Source organism: Macrococcoides caseolyticum (assembly GCF_002902665.1).
GTDB classification, from domain to species: Bacteria; Bacillota; Bacilli; order Staphylococcales; family Staphylococcaceae; genus Macrococcoides; species Macrococcoides caseolyticum.
Map to the genome: position 1 here is coordinate 106,444 of NZ_PPRM01000008.1, position 15,442 is coordinate 121,885.

The 15,442-nt window shown below is 38.2% G+C and carries 17 protein-coding genes; 2 read left to right on the forward strand and 15 right to left on the reverse strand.

The features are described 5' to 3' along the window. From fapR to CD152_RS02090, 7 genes are all read right to left on the reverse strand, one after another. Window positions 1-564 carry a transcription factor FapR gene (fapR, locus tag CD152_RS02060; protein ID WP_103214308.1) on the reverse strand — a complete coding sequence of 188 codons (564 nt, stop codon included), beginning with the start codon at window positions 562-564 and terminating at the stop codon, window positions 1-3. 142 nt (window positions 565-706) lie between these two features. Next, entirely contained in the window at window positions 707-1,357 is a 651-nt protein-coding gene (locus CD152_RS02065) for a class A sortase (protein WP_103214309.1), read from the reverse strand. A gap of 12 nt (window positions 1,358-1,369) precedes the next feature. Further along, complete coding sequence (gene recG, locus CD152_RS02070; RefSeq protein WP_103214310.1) at window positions 1,370-3,406, reverse strand: ATP-dependent DNA helicase RecG; 2,037 nt, start codon at window positions 3,404-3,406, stop codon at window positions 1,370-1,372. Continuing rightward, on the reverse strand, window positions 3,375-4,265 hold the full coding sequence (sdaAA, locus tag CD152_RS02075; RefSeq protein WP_103214311.1) for an L-serine ammonia-lyase, iron-sulfur-dependent, subunit alpha: 891 nt from the start codon (window positions 4,263-4,265) through the stop codon (window positions 3,375-3,377). The genes recG and sdaAA overlap by 32 nt, the downstream gene beginning before the upstream one ends. A gap of 12 nt (window positions 4,266-4,277) precedes the next feature. Next, window positions 4,278-4,943 (reverse strand): L-serine ammonia-lyase, iron-sulfur-dependent subunit beta, encoded by a 666-nt coding sequence (gene sdaAB / locus CD152_RS02080; protein ID WP_101034963.1) that lies wholly within the window; start codon window positions 4,941-4,943, stop codon window positions 4,278-4,280. 67 nt (window positions 4,944-5,010) lie between these two features. After that, window positions 5,011-6,660 (reverse strand): DAK2 domain-containing protein, encoded by a 1,650-nt coding sequence (locus CD152_RS02085; RefSeq protein WP_232237516.1) that lies wholly within the window; start codon window positions 6,658-6,660, stop codon window positions 5,011-5,013. Window positions 6,661-6,670: 10 nt separating this feature from the next. Then, window positions 6,671-7,045 (reverse strand): Asp23/Gls24 family envelope stress response protein, encoded by a 375-nt coding sequence (locus tag CD152_RS02090; RefSeq protein WP_099483194.1) that lies wholly within the window; start codon window positions 7,043-7,045, stop codon window positions 6,671-6,673. Window positions 7,046-7,297: 252 nt separating this feature from the next. Here CD152_RS02090 and rpmB point away from each other — a divergent pair, with 252 nt between their 5' ends. Continuing rightward, the gene (gene rpmB / locus CD152_RS02095) at window positions 7,298-7,486 is read left to right on the forward strand and encodes a 50S ribosomal protein L28 (protein ID WP_041635892.1); all 189 of its coding nucleotides are present in this window, start codon (window positions 7,298-7,300) and stop codon (window positions 7,484-7,486) included. Between the two features lie 47 nt (window positions 7,487-7,533). Here rpmB and CD152_RS02100 read toward each other — a convergent pair whose 3' ends face one another. The 4 genes from CD152_RS02100 to CD152_RS02115 all read right to left on the reverse strand — a co-directional run bounded on the left by CD152_RS02100 (window position 7,534) and on the right by CD152_RS02115 (window position 10,067). Beyond that, on the reverse strand, window positions 7,534-8,172 hold the full coding sequence (locus CD152_RS02100; RefSeq protein WP_103214313.1) for a thiamine diphosphokinase: 639 nt from the start codon (window positions 8,170-8,172) through the stop codon (window positions 7,534-7,536). Next, a complete protein-coding gene (gene rpe / locus CD152_RS02105; RefSeq protein ID WP_086038548.1) occupies window positions 8,169-8,819 on the reverse strand; it encodes a ribulose-phosphate 3-epimerase in 651 nt (216 codons plus the stop codon). The genes CD152_RS02100 and rpe overlap by 4 nt, the downstream gene beginning before the upstream one ends. Then, window positions 8,819-9,694: a ribosome small subunit-dependent GTPase A gene (gene rsgA, locus CD152_RS02110; protein WP_012656712.1), complete on the reverse strand. Its 876-nt coding sequence runs from the start codon at window positions 9,692-9,694 to the stop codon at window positions 8,819-8,821. Before rsgA ends, rpe begins: the two co-directional genes overlap by 1 nt. 79 nt (window positions 9,695-9,773) lie before the next feature. After that, entirely contained in the window at window positions 9,774-10,067 is a 294-nt protein-coding gene (locus tag CD152_RS02115) for a hypothetical protein (RefSeq protein WP_041635891.1), read from the reverse strand. A 69-nt stretch (window positions 10,068-10,136) separates the two neighbouring features. Here CD152_RS02115 and CD152_RS02120 point away from each other — a divergent pair, with 69 nt between their 5' ends. Continuing rightward, on the forward strand, window positions 10,137-10,436 hold the full coding sequence (locus CD152_RS02120; RefSeq protein WP_086038546.1) for a rhodanese-like domain-containing protein: 300 nt from the start codon (window positions 10,137-10,139) through the stop codon (window positions 10,434-10,436). Between the two features lie 28 nt (window positions 10,437-10,464). On the opposite strand, the gene CD152_RS02125 is transcribed toward CD152_RS02120, so the two are convergent. The 4 genes from CD152_RS02125 to CD152_RS02140 all read right to left on the reverse strand — a co-directional run bounded on the left by CD152_RS02125 (window position 10,465) and on the right by CD152_RS02140 (window position 15,438). Next, window positions 10,465-11,742, reverse strand: coding sequence for a cytochrome P450 (locus CD152_RS02125; RefSeq protein ID WP_103214314.1), 1,278 nt, complete (start codon window positions 11,740-11,742; stop codon window positions 10,465-10,467). Window positions 11,743-11,790: 48 nt separating this feature from the next. Beyond that, a complete protein-coding gene (locus tag CD152_RS02130; RefSeq protein ID WP_103214315.1) occupies window positions 11,791-12,660 on the reverse strand; it encodes a S41 family peptidase in 870 nt (289 codons plus the stop codon). Window positions 12,661-12,731: 71 nt separating this feature from the next. Next, window positions 12,732-14,699, reverse strand: a complete 1,968-nt coding sequence (pknB, locus tag CD152_RS02135; protein ID WP_101034967.1) for a Stk1 family PASTA domain-containing Ser/Thr kinase — start codon at window positions 14,697-14,699, stop codon at window positions 12,732-12,734. A 1-nt stretch (window position 14,700) separates the two neighbouring features. Continuing rightward, window positions 14,701-15,438, reverse strand: coding sequence for a Stp1/IreP family PP2C-type Ser/Thr phosphatase (locus tag CD152_RS02140; protein ID WP_101034968.1), 738 nt, complete (start codon window positions 15,436-15,438; stop codon window positions 14,701-14,703). Window positions 15,439-15,442: the final 4 nt, after the last annotated feature.

The following is a 15,442-nucleotide window of genomic DNA, read 5'->3' on the forward strand; positions in this document are numbered from 1 at the left end:
TTAAGCTCCTTTATTATTGTGATACATCTCAAACTCGCCATAGAATACTTGACTTTGATTGACTGTACTGAAAACTTCGATCTTTGCTCTTTTGTCCTTCTTCTCAATAAGCACTGCCTTTGTTACAACTCGGTCACCAAGCATCACAGGCTTCTGGAAATGTATGCTGCTTGAAACAGTCAGTGCAAATTCATCATTGATTAGAGCGACACATAATGAATTTGCCTGTGCAAATAAATAATGTCCTCTCGCAATGTTATTTCGACTGAAAACATGCTCCTTCTTAATATCCAAAATAGATAATGCCATATGATCAAGTTCAATATCGATAACTTCTCCTATGATGTCATCCATAGATAATGTTCTGATTTCGTCATGTGATTTAACCGCAACATTCTTAATACGCTCTCTTAATTCAGGTATGTTAAGTTCCAGACGGTCAAGCTGAATGGTCTGTATGCTTACATTAAATTCATGACTTAATGTTTCATCCGTTATGAATGGATCATTTTCCAATAATTGTTGTAACTGTTCCTGTCTTAAGTGCTTTGACAACTTTTTCATACATTCATTTCCCTTATTAGTAGTTGGTCTTAATACTAGTAAATATAACAAAAATATAAACACACTGCAACAAAAAAAGGAAAAGACATTTATATGCCTTATTCCTCTGAGCTTCAAAAAAGATTTAGTTTTATAAGCGTATCTATCTTAACTTTTGAACCGCTACTTTCTGACCATTTCTTTCAATTATCTGCGCTTTAACGATCATTCGCTTCTCAAACATTAAAGTATCTGGGTTATAATCGTTACACGTTATCAAGGTAAGTTCCTGTGGATTTCCAGGCTTTTCATCTAGTACACCGACTTCAGTCGGTTGCACATCATAGATCTTTGTAATCTTATAAACATTTTTGCCGCTTCTCGATAATAATTCAACGGTATCACCAACTTTTGCACGGTCCAGATAGTTGAAACGAATCCCTGCACCTTCTACACGATGACCCGCAATCGCAACATTCTGTTCCGTTATCTTTTCATCTTTATCTACGAGTACGACACCATTTTTCATCGCTTCCTGGGTTGCCGGTCCTTTATATAGCGGCTCGTTTATGTCCGCAGCCGGCACTTTTAAGTAGCCGATCATATTGTCTTTAAGCTTTAATTTTTCAGGTTCAGTTTTAGTGATCCATTTTTCAAAACCATTAACATTTACTTTATCATCATGCTTCTCATACGACTGTATTATCTTTTCGTTGACTGAATGCGTGAAATACGCACGAATATCCTGCCAGAAAAACATCGTAATCGCTGCTATGATACATAGAACTCCGATCAATCTTACGATAACTCTCATTTCAATCTCCTCTTAGTCAAGTTGATGTACTGCGAGGTCTGCATCTAGACGCATCTTTAATGCGCGTAATTCAGGTTGTTCGATTGCACCACTTAGTATTAGCTCGCTTGCTTCGTCACGCGCGACTTCCAGCATGCGATAATCCTCAACAATATTTGCTACCTTAAAGTCCGGTAGACCACTTTGCTTAATGCCGAAGAAGTCACCTGGCCCTCTCATTTCCAGATCCTTTTCACTGAGTACAAAGCCATCTGTTGTCTGCGTCATAATCTGCAACCTTTCAATTCCTGTTTCGCTTTCTGGATTGCCCACCAATATACAATAACTTTGATAAGAACTTCGACCGACGCGACCTCTTAACTGATGCAAGGTAGATAAACCAAAACGTTCTGCATCATAGATGACAATCATCGTTGCGTTCGGAACATTCACACCGACTTCAACCACTGTTGTAGACACTATAACATCAAAGTCATGATTTTGGAATTTATTCATCACTTCATCTTTTTCTTCTGTCTTCATCTTACCATGAAGTAATCCTACTTTATCAGTGCCAAATAGCCTTTGATAAGCTTCATAGATTTCAGTCGCGTTTTTTACATCCAGATGTTCTGAAGCTTCAATCAGCGGACATATTACGTAGACCTGTCGCCCTGCTCGTATTTCACGTGCAGTCTTGTCATGCACAATTTCAATTTCCTCATGTTTCGCCCATTCTGTAATAATGGGTTTACGTCCTTTTGGCATCTGTTTAATCGTTGAAACGTCAAGTTCACCAAATACAGAGATTGCTAATGTACGTGGTATCGGTGTCGCTGTCATAAAGAGTACATTTGCATCATTACCTTTTTCACGTAATAATTTACGCTGATTTACTCCAAACCTATGCTGCTCATCAGTAATGACTAGACCGAGATCATTAAATTGAACAGGTTCACTGATAAGCGCATGCGTACCTACAATGATATCGATATCGCCACGTTCTAACGCTTCTAAAATTAATCTCCGCTTTTTACCTTTGATGGAACTTGTAAGGAGTGCTATGTTTAGTGATTCACCATAGATTTCAGATAAACTTTCTGCATGCTGTTCAGCCAGTATCTCAGTAGGCACCATCAATGCACTTTGTCTACCTGCAGTCATTAATGCATACATGCAAATTGCAGCAACGATCGTCTTCCCTGATCCTACGTCACCTTGAAGCAGCCTATTCATGCGAAATTCATGCTTCATATCCCGAAATATTTCATTGACCACTTGTTTCTGTGCTTCTGTCAATTCGAATGGCAGGGTATCAATAAACGCCTTAACCTTCGTGATATCATAATCGACCTTGCTATGTGGCGCTCCGCTTTGTTCAAGCTGATTAAGCATCCGCATCTTAAGTTGAAAGAGTAACAATTCACAAAACGCAAAACTTCTACGTGCCTGCTGCAGATGTTTATGGCTTGAAGGAATATGTATCTCATATAGTGATTGATCCAGATCCCAAAGTTTATATCTCACTTTTAAATGTTCCGGCAAAAAGGACTGAATTTTCACGGTCTGAAACGCGCTGTCAATCATCTTTCTAAACTGCGCCCGCTTAATCAAACCTTTCAGACTATATTGCGGGACAAGCTGCACACCTGAATGTTCATCTTCTGATATTTTACTGCCTTGAATCACCTGCTTCGACCTGTTCCATTTACCGGTTACTTTAACCGTCTTGCCTATTTCTGCAATCCGTTTCACGTACATCTGATTAAAGAATTCTATTTTCACCGCGACATTGTCAACCATCATATGGAATGATACTTTAGATTTTCCGCGACCAAAATGAGCCAAAACAGGTGCAGAGTAAATTTCACCCTGCACCGTTATTTTTCCACCATCTTCGGCTTCATGTAAATTAATGACGGTTTCATCTTCATATTTATAAGGCAGATATAATATGAGATCTTCAATAGAATGTATGTTGAGTGAATTGAGACTCTCTAAAGATTTCGGACCGACACCTTTTAACTCCTTCAATGTACTATCTGTTATTAGAAGATGCTGATTTTCCAAAGATTCTTTCCTTCATTTCCTGGCCAGTCTTAGTGCCTGCAAGACCTCCACGCCCTGTCTCACGCAGTGCACTTGGCATCGTTAAACCTATCTTATACATGGCTTCAATTACTTCATCTGTCGGAATTCTGCTCTCCACACCTGCAAGCGCCATATCTGCTGATACAATAGCGTTGGATGCACCAGCTGCATTTCTTTTCACACACGGCACTTCTACAAGTCCTGCCACTGGATCACATACAAGACCTAGCATATTTTTAAGGCAAATACTGAATGCATGTGCACTCATCTGTGGCGATCCACCAGCCATCTCTACGATCGCTGCTGCTGCCATAGCTGCTGCACTGCCTACTTCTGCCTGACAACCACCTGCAGCACCGGAGATCGAGGCATTATTAGCCACAACAAATCCAAATGCTCCAGTTGTAAACAAGAACTTAATCATCTGTTCGCGCGATGGATTCAGTCGTGCTTGCATAGCAAATAATGTTCCTGGCACTACCCCAGCGCTGCCGGCAGTCGGTGTTGCACAAATTAATCCCATAGCAGCGTTCACTTCATTTGTTGCAACCGCTTTCGAAACTGCATCCAGCAAAGTCGCACCACTTAACGTTTTGCCCTTTGCGATATAATCACGTAACTTCACTGCATCCATTCCTGTTAAACCTGTAGGACTTGTAACGCCGTCCAGACCACGCGCTACAGCTTGTTCCATTACGATTAAATTTCGTTCCATATTCGACATTACTGTTTCATAATCAAGCTTACTTACAGACATCTCTTGTGCAATCATCACGTCTGCTATGCTTTTATTTTCTGTCTCACAAATATTTATCAGTTCTTCTACGCTTTTAAACATAACTTCTCCCCTCTACGATTCTGTCATCAACGTTACAGTCTGAATGCCCTCACAACGCCTAATCTGTTCTAGTACATCATCTGTTATCTCATCATCTAATTCACATGTCATCAAAGCAAGGTCACCTTTCTCCTTACGCGAGACCTGCATCTGACCGACATTAATTTTGTGGTCGCTAAGAATACTTGTAACTTTCGCAATCGTGCCGAACGTATCTTTATGAAATACGAGTAACGCAGGATAATTCCCCGAAATTGCGATTGGAAAACCATTTAATGCAACTATTTCAATCTTGCCCCCTCCAATTGAAATGCCTTCGATAGAGAGCTGCTGATCATGACTTCTCATGTTGAGAACAACAGTATTAGGGTGACTTTTTTCTTCTGTCATCTCAATAAAATTTACCTGTAATCCTGCTTCTTCGGCAAGTTCAAGGCTTTTTGGAATACGACTGTCATCAGTATCAAAACCTAACAAACCTGCAACTAATGCCACATCTGTTCCATGACCTTTATATGTTTCCATAAATGAACCATATAAATAGATATCAACAGCATCCGGCATCCTTCCAAATAAATCTCTGGCAACTAAACCGATTCTGACTGCACCTGCTGTATGTGAAGATGATGGACCTACCATCACCGGGCCGATAATATCAAATACACTTCTATATTTCATAAAGCTCCCCCTTATCCATTAAAAAGAACCACACTTTAAAGTGTAGTTCTAATACATATAGATTAACTTATTCTACAGAAAACATAAAGCTATATATAGGCTGTTTTCCATCTTGTATTTCAATTTCAATATCTTCGTAATTTTCTCTCAAGAAATTTTCAATGGCAGCAACATTTTCATCTGCAGCATCGATTCCTTTAATGATCGTAACAATTTCTGCATCTTCATCAATCATTGATTTCAACAATTCAATACATACTTTGTTCTGATCTTTATCCGATACCGTAATCTTACTTTCATTAATACCCATAAATGCATCTTTCTCAATGTTAACACCATCAATAGTCGTATCTCTGACGGCATATGTAACGGAACCTGACTTCACATGCTGCATCGCTTCTGTCATTGATGCCTTATTGTCCTCACTAGATGCTTCCGGATTGTATGCAAGCATCGCACCTAATCCTTGTGGTATTGTCTTAGACGGAACTACTGCTACAGGAATATCCACAACTTGAGCTGCTTGTTCTGCAGCCATAATTATATTCTTATTATTCGGTAGAACGACCGCTTCTTTACATCCACTTGCTTCAATAATCTTTACAATATCTTCAGTAGATGGATTCATCGTCTGTCCACCGCTAATAACATGCGTTGCACCAATAGACCTGAATAAATCCGTAATCCCCTCACCCATAGAAATAGTAATCAACGCTTTTTCTACTTTCTCAATCTCATTTTTAGCTTCCTTAATACCACGCTTACGCAACACTTCACGATGCTGTTCACGCATATTCTCTATCTTAATCTTGATAATTTCTCCATATTGACTACCATATGTTAATGCTTCCCCAGGCGTTTCTGAGTGAACATGCGTTTTAACGATTTCTTCATCAGAAATCACAAGGAGCGAATCACCAAACTTAGACATATCTTCTCTGAAATCATCTTCATTAAACGGTTTCATTCCATCTTTAAATCGAACCATAAATTCAGTACAGAATCCCGGCACGATATTTTCAGTTTTAACCACATCACCGAAATCATGATCATCATTGATGAAATCGTCATTAAGATCTCGTTTAACAGGCGCCGCAATCGTCTCACCCTTTAAAACAGTAAGGAATCCTTCATAGACATACATTAACCCTTGACCACCGCTATCTACTACACCAACTTCTTTTAATACCGGAAGCAGGTCTGGCGTGCGCTTTAATGATTCGTTCCCAGCTTTAACAAGCGCTTCCATAATTACGATACAGTCGTCCGTTGACTCACTAGCCTTCATAGCAGCTTCTCCAGCTTCACGAGCGACTGTAAGAATAGTACCTTCAACTGGTTTCATTACTGCCTTATAAGCTGTTTTAACCCCAGCTTGAAATGCTTTAGCAAATTTTTGGGAATCTATCGTACTCTCCGTTTCGATATACTTAGAAAACCCTCTGAATAGCTGTGATAGAATAACACCCGAATTCCCACGCGCTCCCATCAATAAACCTTTTGAGAATGCAATTCCCACATTTCCAATATGTGCTTCAATATTCTCCTCAGTCTCTTTCGCACCTGAACTCATCGAAAGATTCATATTCGTTCCAGTATCACCATCTGGTACCGGAAAGACATTCAGTGAATCTACATAGTCTGCATTTTGAGATAAGTTATTTGCTCCTGTGATGATCATTTCAGCAAATAGCTTGCCGTCAATTGTTTTCATTATGAAATCCTCCCTATTCTTCATCATCCAGTTTGATGACACGTACACCTTGAATGTATATGTTTACTGAATTAACCGTTAAGTTTAAAGTTTGTTCTAAAGTGTATTTAACTGTCGATTGTACATTGCTTGCAATTTCAGAAATTTTCGTGCCATATGCAACAATAATATACATATCAACATCTAATGTACCGTTGTTATTTGTTACAATAACACCCTTAGAATAGTTGTCACGACCTAAAATATCCGCGATACCATCTCTTACCTGATGCTTACTTGCCATACCGATGATACCATAACATTCAACTGCCGCACCACCTGCAATCGTTGCGATAACATCGCTAGAGATATCGATTGAACCAAATTCATTTGTTATTTCTAATGTCATTTCATTGCCTCCCTTGTTTATACACTCGTCATATTATTATAATCAATAAATATTCATAATTACAAGAAATCTATTGTTTAAAGATAAAATAATATTATATATAATATTATTTTAAGTAACTACTGTAATTTTTACTCTATTGCTATAACCGATAAACAAAAATTTATTGCATTACACATTGAATTATGTTAAATTATTATGGTATGTAAAAGATAAGTGTATCTCTATATTCTATTAAAGGAGGCAAAAACAATGGCTAAAGTATGTCATGTTACAGGTCGTAAAGCCGTAACTGGTAACAATCGTTCTCACGCAATGAACCACAGCAAACGTCGCTTCGGAGCTAACTTACAAAAAGTCCGCATCTTAGTAGATGGTAAGCCTAAACGTGTATGGGTTTCAGCTCGTGCATTAAAATCAGGTAAAGTGACTCGCGTTTAATTGAATATATAGATACAAAAAAGACCTTTGTGTGAAAGGTCTTTTTTTTATTGCTCTGTACTTTGTATACAATAAACCATCCCTTGTTCTACCGTAACTTGCGCACGACGCTCAACAAATTCATTCGAAACCGTTCTTGTAATTCCAAGACTCACTTCCAGGCGATCAACATCATATTTAAATCCCTCAAGCGTCAAGGTTACACCGTCATTCACCGGAATAAAGGATATATACTTTTTACCAGGTTCATGTTCAATGATATGTGTGCCTGCAGTAAGTACCTGAATCGTGTTATACGCATTAACGATATGAAATTCGCTTGCCGACAATAATATTTCTGGATGTAATAGTGTCTGCAGGTTTCCAAGAAAATGATCAAGTCTTCCACCCGTCGCACCATGAATAAATACTTTGTTGTACTCTAAGTCTTTCGCATATTGCATTGCAACTTCAAGGTCTGTTTCATTCTTTTCAGCAGGAAGAAGGTCGATATCGATAACAGACTCTATACGTAATTTCTCTGTCTCATCAATAGAGTCGAAATCTCCAAATGCTGCGATTGGTCGAATGTTACGATCAATCAGCATCAATGCACCATAATCTACACCAATCCAGTCGTCACTTCCATACCTCTCAAAAATCGATTCATCTACTTCCAGCTGCGTACATAATATATGAAGATTCATTCTCTATCTCCTTTCAATAGCTTTACTGGTATTTCATAATCTTCATGCTTAAAGAAATAAGAGCCTGCTACAAGTACATCAGCACCGGCTGCTTTACATAAAAGAGCTGTATCCTCATTGACACCACCATCGACCTCTATTTCATATGAAAGGCCATGCTCATTTCGATATTCATTTAAGAACCGAATTTTATCAACGCCACTCTTGATAAATGACTGACCACCGAAACCTGGATTCACTGTCATAACGAGAACAAGATCAACCATGTCAAGTACCGGGATAATCGATGCGACCGGTGTTCCTGGATTAAGTGTAATTCCTGCTTTCTTGCCAGCATTCCGAATCATCTGCAGTGCTCTATGAATATGTTTCGTAGATTCTACATGCACTGTTATAATATCACTACCTGCATCAGCAAACGCTTGAATATACCGTTCTGGATCTTGTATCATCAAGTGTGTATCGATCGTCAGATCTGTTATACTTCTAATCTGCTGTAATACTGGGAAGGCAAAGGAAATATTCGGAACAAACTGGCCATCCATCACATCAAAATGAAGATAATCTGCACCTGCTGCATGGAGGGCAGCTACTTCCTCTTTCAATTCAAGAAAATTACAGGATAATAAGCTTGGGGCTACTTTCATTAATATCTCACCTTTCTATTCTCAATTTCAGACATCATCTGTAAATAATGATCATATCTTGATTGCAGTACTTCACCGGTTGCTAGCGCCGTCTTTATGGCGCATTTCGGCTCATTAAGATGCAGACATTCTCTGAACTTACATTGAGGCGAAAGCTTGACAAACTCCGGAAACATATTTTTAAGTTCATATTTATCGATGTTATCAAGTTCAAGAGAACTAAACCCTGGCGTATCTGCAATATAGCCATTTTGTAGTGGTATCAGTTCGACATGCCTTGTCGTATGTTTACCACGATTTAAAGCATTACTAATTACACCGGTATTTAAATTAGCATCAGGAATGAGGCTATTGATAAACGAAGACTTACCTACACCGGATTGGCCTGCCAGCACAGTAATCCCTTTGACGAGTGCATCATAAGACTGTTCATTCAAATTGGTCACAAAATAAGTCTCATATCCGATGGATTCATAATGGTTTAGTGCACGTTCAATAAATAATCCCTCTTCTTTATTAACAAGATCTTTCTTGGTCACAAGAATTACAGGTTCAATGCCATAAGATTCGACTTTAACAAGAAACTTGTCCAGCAAATTCAAGCTGAATTCAGGTTCTTTTGCACTTAGAACTACGATTACGCGATCAATGTTCGCTACAGGTGGACGTACCATACTGTTGTTCCTTTCATCAATAGACAAGATATAGCCGTCCGTCTCATTTTCAACTTGAAATTCTACAAAATCACCTACTAATGGAGAAATACCGCGTTTTCTAAAATTACCTCTCGCACGGCATTGATATATTTTTGCCTCACTTTTCACATAATAGAAACCACTCAATGCTTTTATAATCTGACCTTTAATACATATCACCTCTTCTTAATATTCACTTAAATTATAACATTCTCTTAGCTGTGAATATATATAAAACCACTTCTAGAATTCGAAGTGGTTAGTCAACTCTTTTTTGTAAGTATGATTTATATTCCTCTTTAAGCTCAAGGTTATATTTCTGAACCAGTTCCTTCTCAACCTCAGCTTTAATTCGATCAACATAATGCTTACTCGTCTGTCTGTATATTTTGTAAATCAAATATAAAGTAAATCCTAAAATGATCATCACAGATCCAAAACCTAACAGAATCATCGTCGTTAGCATATCAATCATATGTTGTAACTGTGCTTCTTTATCTGCAATAAATTCCTGCACCGTGTCCAATGGATTCGTAAATAAAATTATCTTCATCACCTCTTTTGTTATATTTTTAATTTTATCCTAAACAGTGTATGATAAACAAAAAAGGAGGATAATAACATGAAACATATTGCAATAGATGCGTTACAAGATGCATTACAGATTGGTACAGAAGCACATATTATTGATGTAAGAACACCAGAAGAATATAATGAAGGGCATATTAAAGGTGCAAAGAATATCCCACTGGATACAATCCCTGCTTCAGTTGATTCATTTAACGATGAAGATGAGTATATCATCATCTGTAAGCGTGGAGGACGTGCGCTTCAGGCTGCTGAATATCTGGATAATGAGAATTTAAACATTACAGTAGTCGATCAAGGAATGGATGACTGGCAAGGTGAAATCACAAAATAAAATGACTGAGGCGCACGCCTCAGTCATTTTATTTTGTACGGTCGATATTCACCCTTATATTTTCAATATCCATTCCAGAAGCTACTTTACCAGGGAACTTTGTCGTATCCACTGTAAAGTCTTGAGGTGGTACATCATAAGAGATTTCGTTCGCAAAGAATTTCATTGTTTCTTCCATAATGATGATTGTCATCCATTCACCTGCACAACGATGATTTGTATAATAATCGCCTCCACCTTGAGGGATCAGATCAAATGGGCTTCCATCCCAGTTCTCAAAGCGATAAGGATTAAATCTTTCAGGTTCACTAAATAGATCGTCTCGATGCAATGTACCATAGATATCCAGGAGCATCATTGTATCTTTTTGAATCTTATAACCGTCAAATGTAATATTTTCTTTCGCTTTACCTGGCAGGAACGGAACAAACGGATAATATCGTCTTACTTCCTGCACGAATTTATATGCATAATCCCCTTCGTTTAATGCAACACGAACACGTTCTCCAGGAAACTCGTGCAACGCTAGTACACCGAAGCTCACAAACTTATTGATTGCGACAAGCGGACGTATGACATTCATCAAGTCAACCGCACAAAGTCTTGCGTCCATAGGTTTCCCGTTCATTTCTTCCCAGTGACTAAATTCATATAAGGCAGTTCCTTTTTCCGGATGAATCTTTCCTTTACGCACTGCTGTAATTTGATCCTCTAGAAATTGCTCGACACGTGCACGCGCTTTTTTGGCTTCACGATAGCCGCCATATAATGAACCAATCGCACTGAACGAATCAATCATCTTGTTCATGTCATCCGCCATCTTTTGGATATTTTCAGGGTGATCCACAATACCAGCCCAGCGTAGTCCAACTTTAGTAAGCAGTTCAGTTGCTTCTTCATAGACGTTTACTTTCTGTTTGTACTGCATATGCTCGATGTTCTGAAACCAGTAAATACGTGTAAGCTTTCTTAAATATGCTAAGTTTTCATCAGTCATTAACGACATAAATAATGCTTTACGATCTATATGCTTTTTACCTGTCGTTGTATGTATTGCACCTTTACCGAATAGCGTCTTTACCACACGTTTAGGTAAGGTACCTTTACGTTCTGTCTTATCATTATCATAAAATAATTTAGCAGCGTCTTTACCACTGATAACAACAGCAGTTTTACCTCCTAAAACGCGTGTTTCAAAAATATTCGTATTAAATTTCTTCATACGCGCTGGAACGTATTCATAACCTTCCTTCATAATCTTCAATGAATTATCAATACCTCTATCTTTAGGAACTCTTTTACTCATAGATATACCCTCCACATTTATGTAATTAATAGTAAACTCTACCCTTAATTAGATATTTCTAACATGATTCACCGCAAATTCTAAAATCTTATCTTGTGCTGCTTCATTACCTATTTCTACATCCGGATATGCTGTTCTTTCACCGGTTATGCCATATTCAAAAGTAAATGGTCCTAATTCAAGGGTTTCATATTCACTTAATGCACCAAAAGTCTCTTCACCTACTTTCAATGCATCACTGTTAGAGGCAAAAGCTTCAGCACTTCCTTCTGTATGTCTGCTGATCAATATGATCTGAGGCTGGATATCATACAGTTGCTGTATTCCCTTTGTGTATCTTAAGTCTAGTATAACCGGTGTATCTTTAATGATATCCTCTTGAATATTCACAAGTTGCTCTGGTGCATAGATAGTAATCTGCTGATATGTATCTCGGCTAAGAATTTGAGGTTCAGGTAACGCGTAGCTATTTAATGTGAAATGATAATCCTCACTTCCTCTTCTTAGCTCTGCATCGTGCTGCTTCAAGATCAGGGGTGCCCATTCTTGTTTCTGGAACGTATCATGAAAGAGCTGCTTGCGGTAACGGTCACTCAATACATCAACAGAATCACCACTCAAATGTGTAATAATATCCCCTGTTACAAATCGTGTATCCTCATTCACTTCAATCACTTCAAGTCCCTCGTCTATTCTATTTACCATGAACCCGCTATGACGTGGATGTTGATAAAACTTAAAACTTTTCTGCTGATATTCCGCAAGATATTCTTTCATAATTTCAGTGAAGGTAAAATCGTTACCAGGAGCTAACTGCTTCACAATCATCGTATAGAGCTCTTTCGTTGCTTCATCATGTATATGTAATACCTCACTAATTTTTTCTGATACAGCTTTAAAAATATGATGATATTTCATAGACACTCCCCCTTTTATAGCTATTATACATTGAAAATCAAAAGAAAAAAACTGGATGCACCTGCATCCAGTTAATTACTGAGTTCATTATAATCGATGTGTTCATTCATATACGTTTTACCATCAATTTTTACAAGGATGATTCCCTCTTTACCTTTACCTATTGTGAGATTAAAATTCTTTGTCGTGCTCTCTGTCGTATTGTATGATTCATACACTTTATCTATATCATTATCTTTATCCTGAACAAAGATCTCAACCTTCTGCTTAGAACCCTCTCCACGGTATGGTATCGTAAATGTTCCAAAATATGATTTATCATAATTGGAAGTGCTCGAATCGTCCTTTTCTTTTGGTTTTTCTGGTGGTGTCTTGTCTTCGGAAGAACTTTCCTTGCCTTTAGATATTACAAAATTGATGATTGAACCATATTCATAATTTATATTACGTATATCCTGAGAAATAATTCTGCCCTTAGGTATCGATTCAGAGCTTGTACTTCGCGCCACATTGACGATAAAACCAAGCGCTTCTAGTTCTTTTTTTGCAATATCGTAGGGCTGCCCTGTAAAATCAGGAACATATACTTGTTCTGTACCTTTAGAAACAGTCAGAACGATCTCCGTATCCTCAGGAATAACTTTAGTGCCAGCGGTTACACTTTGTTTCAGAATCTCTCCGGATGAGGCCGTGTCAAAGGTTTCTTTCAGTTTAATACGCTTAAGCTGCTGCTTTTCCAGCTCTTTCTTTACGTCCTTGATATTTTCGCCGACGTAGTCGTCAACAGTGAAGGTTTTAGCCCCTTTTGAGATTTTTAAATCTACTTTCGAATGTGCTTCTATCTTATTACCTGCGAGTGGATTTGTATCAACAACTTGGTTTTTTTCGTCTTCGTTTGTAAACGTGTAACTGACCTCACCTTTCCTCAAATTATTATCATCTAAAATTTGAGTTGCCTGTGTTAAAGATTTTCCATTTAAGTCAGGGACCGTTACTTTATACACTTTAAATAAGGTCGCATACACAACGGTACTTAAGGTAAGCATAAGAATCAATGGAATTAGCCACAAAAGCCACCGTTTTTTATTAACTGGTTTCTCAACGAATTGCTCCTTAGAAATCGAACTTTCCTTAGCAGATGCGTTCTTGCTGCTGTCTTTAACAATAGGGATCATCTTTGTCTTATCGTCTATCTCTGCGACTTTATCTTCTGTAGTCCTGGAAGCATCAAGTGCAGTTGTTAAATCCTCATACATCTCCTGAGTCGTTCGATATCTTCTGAGCTTATCTTTCATTGTTGCTTTATTCACTACATTTTCAAGGCTTTGGGGTATAGCGCTATTTTCCTCACGAACAGAAGGGATCATCTCCTGTATATGTTTAATCGCGATACCAACTGCAGACTCCCCTTCAAATGGGGGATGTCCAGTAAGCATTTCAAATAGTACGATACCTATGGAATAAATATCACTCGATTCATCGGTCCTGATTCCTTTTGCCTGTTCTGGAGAGAGATAATGGACGCTCCCCATAATATGATTTGTCTGAGTCATCGCTGTCTCACTGAGTGCACGTGCAATCCCAAAATCGGAGATCTTAAGCTCCTTATTGTCGGTCATCAATATATTCTGAGGTTTAATATCACGATGCACAATACGGTAGGAATGAGCATGTTCGATCCCTCTCAAAATCTGTTTAGTAAAAAATACCGCTTCTTCGGGTGATAATGGGCCATGCTGCTGTATATATTCATGGAGGGTTGGACCTTCTATATATTCCATGACTAAATAATAATGACGCTCATCTTCATCTACATCAAGCACTTTAACAATATTTGGATGGGACAATGTTGTCGCATTCTGAACTTCACGCTGAAATCTTTGAACAGCACGTTCGACATCAACGTGAGGAATATTAATTATCTTAACCGCGACCTTCTGATCCAGAATAATGTCTTGAGCAAGATAAACACTGCTCATGCCGCCTCCACCAATGTACTTCAGAAGTTTATAACGTTCACTAATAATCGTACCGAGCATTTTACATGCCCCCTTTTAAAGAAGCAATCACAATCGAAATATTGTCTTTAGCAATGTTGTTTATAGCAGTTTCAATCAGCTGACCACCAATTTCTTCGATTTGATTAGTAGATTTAAAGATGTCAAAGATCTGTGTTTCTTCAACATAATCTGTCAATCCATCAGAAGTTAACATAATATAATTATATCTATTGAAATCATATACAAATATATCAGGGTGCAGACGTTTATCACTCCCCATAACCTTTGTAATTACATTGCGTTGGGGATGGTGTTTCGCCTCTTCCTTCGTCAGGCCCCCAGCCAAAAGAAGATGATTGACAAATGTATGATCGCTTGTCACTTGTCTAAGTTCTCGTTCGTTTATAAGATAGGCCCTTGAATCTCCGACATTCGCGATGACCACATGATCATCGTAAAGCAAAGCACAGACAAGCGTCGTCCCCATACCATGATTGTCGTCATTCAAATGGGATTGTTTATAGAGCTCACGATTAATCTCAGCGATGTTATTTCTAAGCCAACTTTCTGCATATTCAAACTCTATGAAATTTTCATCTTCAAAGCGTGATTTAAGCATGTCGTTGACCAATGCACTGGCAACATTCCCTGCATTATGCCCACCCATACCATCGCAAATCACCATTAGCATCTGACCTGTATGATTATAATAAACGCCACCTGCATCTTCATTTCTTGCTCTTACTGGACCGATATCGGTAAAAAAGCGTGCATGCATATCT

Coding starts and splice junctions, on each gene's coding strand:
- fapR (WP_103214308.1), bottom strand. CDS start 564: ATGAAAAAGTTGTCAAAGCACTTAAGACAGGAACAGTTACAACAATTA.
- CD152_RS02065 (WP_103214309.1), bottom strand. CDS start 1,357: ATGAGAGTTATCGTAAGATTGATCGGAGTTCTATGTATCATAGCAGCG.
- sdaAA (WP_103214311.1), bottom strand. CDS start 4,265: ATGTTTAAAAGCGTAGAAGAACTGATAAATATTTGTGAGACAGAAAAT.
- sdaAB (WP_101034963.1), bottom strand. CDS start 4,943: ATGAAATATAGAAGTGTATTTGATATTATCGGCCCGGTGATGGTAGGT.
- CD152_RS02090 (WP_099483194.1), bottom strand. CDS start 7,045: ATGACATTAGAAATAACAAATGAATTTGGTTCAATCGATATCTCTAGC.
- rpmB (WP_041635892.1), top strand. CDS start 7,298: ATGGCTAAAGTATGTCATGTTACAGGTCGTAAAGCCGTAACTGGTAAC.
- CD152_RS02100 (WP_103214313.1), bottom strand. CDS start 8,172: ATGAATCTTCATATATTATGTACGCAGCTGGAAGTAGATGAATCGATT.
- rpe (WP_086038548.1), bottom strand. CDS start 8,819: ATGAAAGTAGCCCCAAGCTTATTATCCTGTAATTTTCTTGAATTGAAA.
- CD152_RS02115 (WP_041635891.1), bottom strand. CDS start 10,067: ATGAAGATAATTTTATTTACGAATCCATTGGACACGGTGCAGGAATTT.
- CD152_RS02120 (WP_086038546.1), top strand. CDS start 10,137: ATGAAACATATTGCAATAGATGCGTTACAAGATGCATTACAGATTGGT.
- CD152_RS02125 (WP_103214314.1), bottom strand. CDS start 11,742: ATGAGTAAAAGAGTTCCTAAAGATAGAGGTATTGATAATTCATTGAAG.
- CD152_RS02130 (WP_103214315.1), bottom strand. CDS start 12,660: ATGAAATATCATCATATTTTTAAAGCTGTATCAGAAAAAATTAGTGAG.
- pknB (WP_101034967.1), bottom strand. CDS start 14,699: ATGCTCGGTACGATTATTAGTGAACGTTATAAACTTCTGAAGTACATT.
- CD152_RS02140 (WP_101034968.1), bottom strand. CDS start 15,438: ATGCATGCACGCTTTTTTACCGATATCGGTCCAGTAAGAGCAAGAAAT.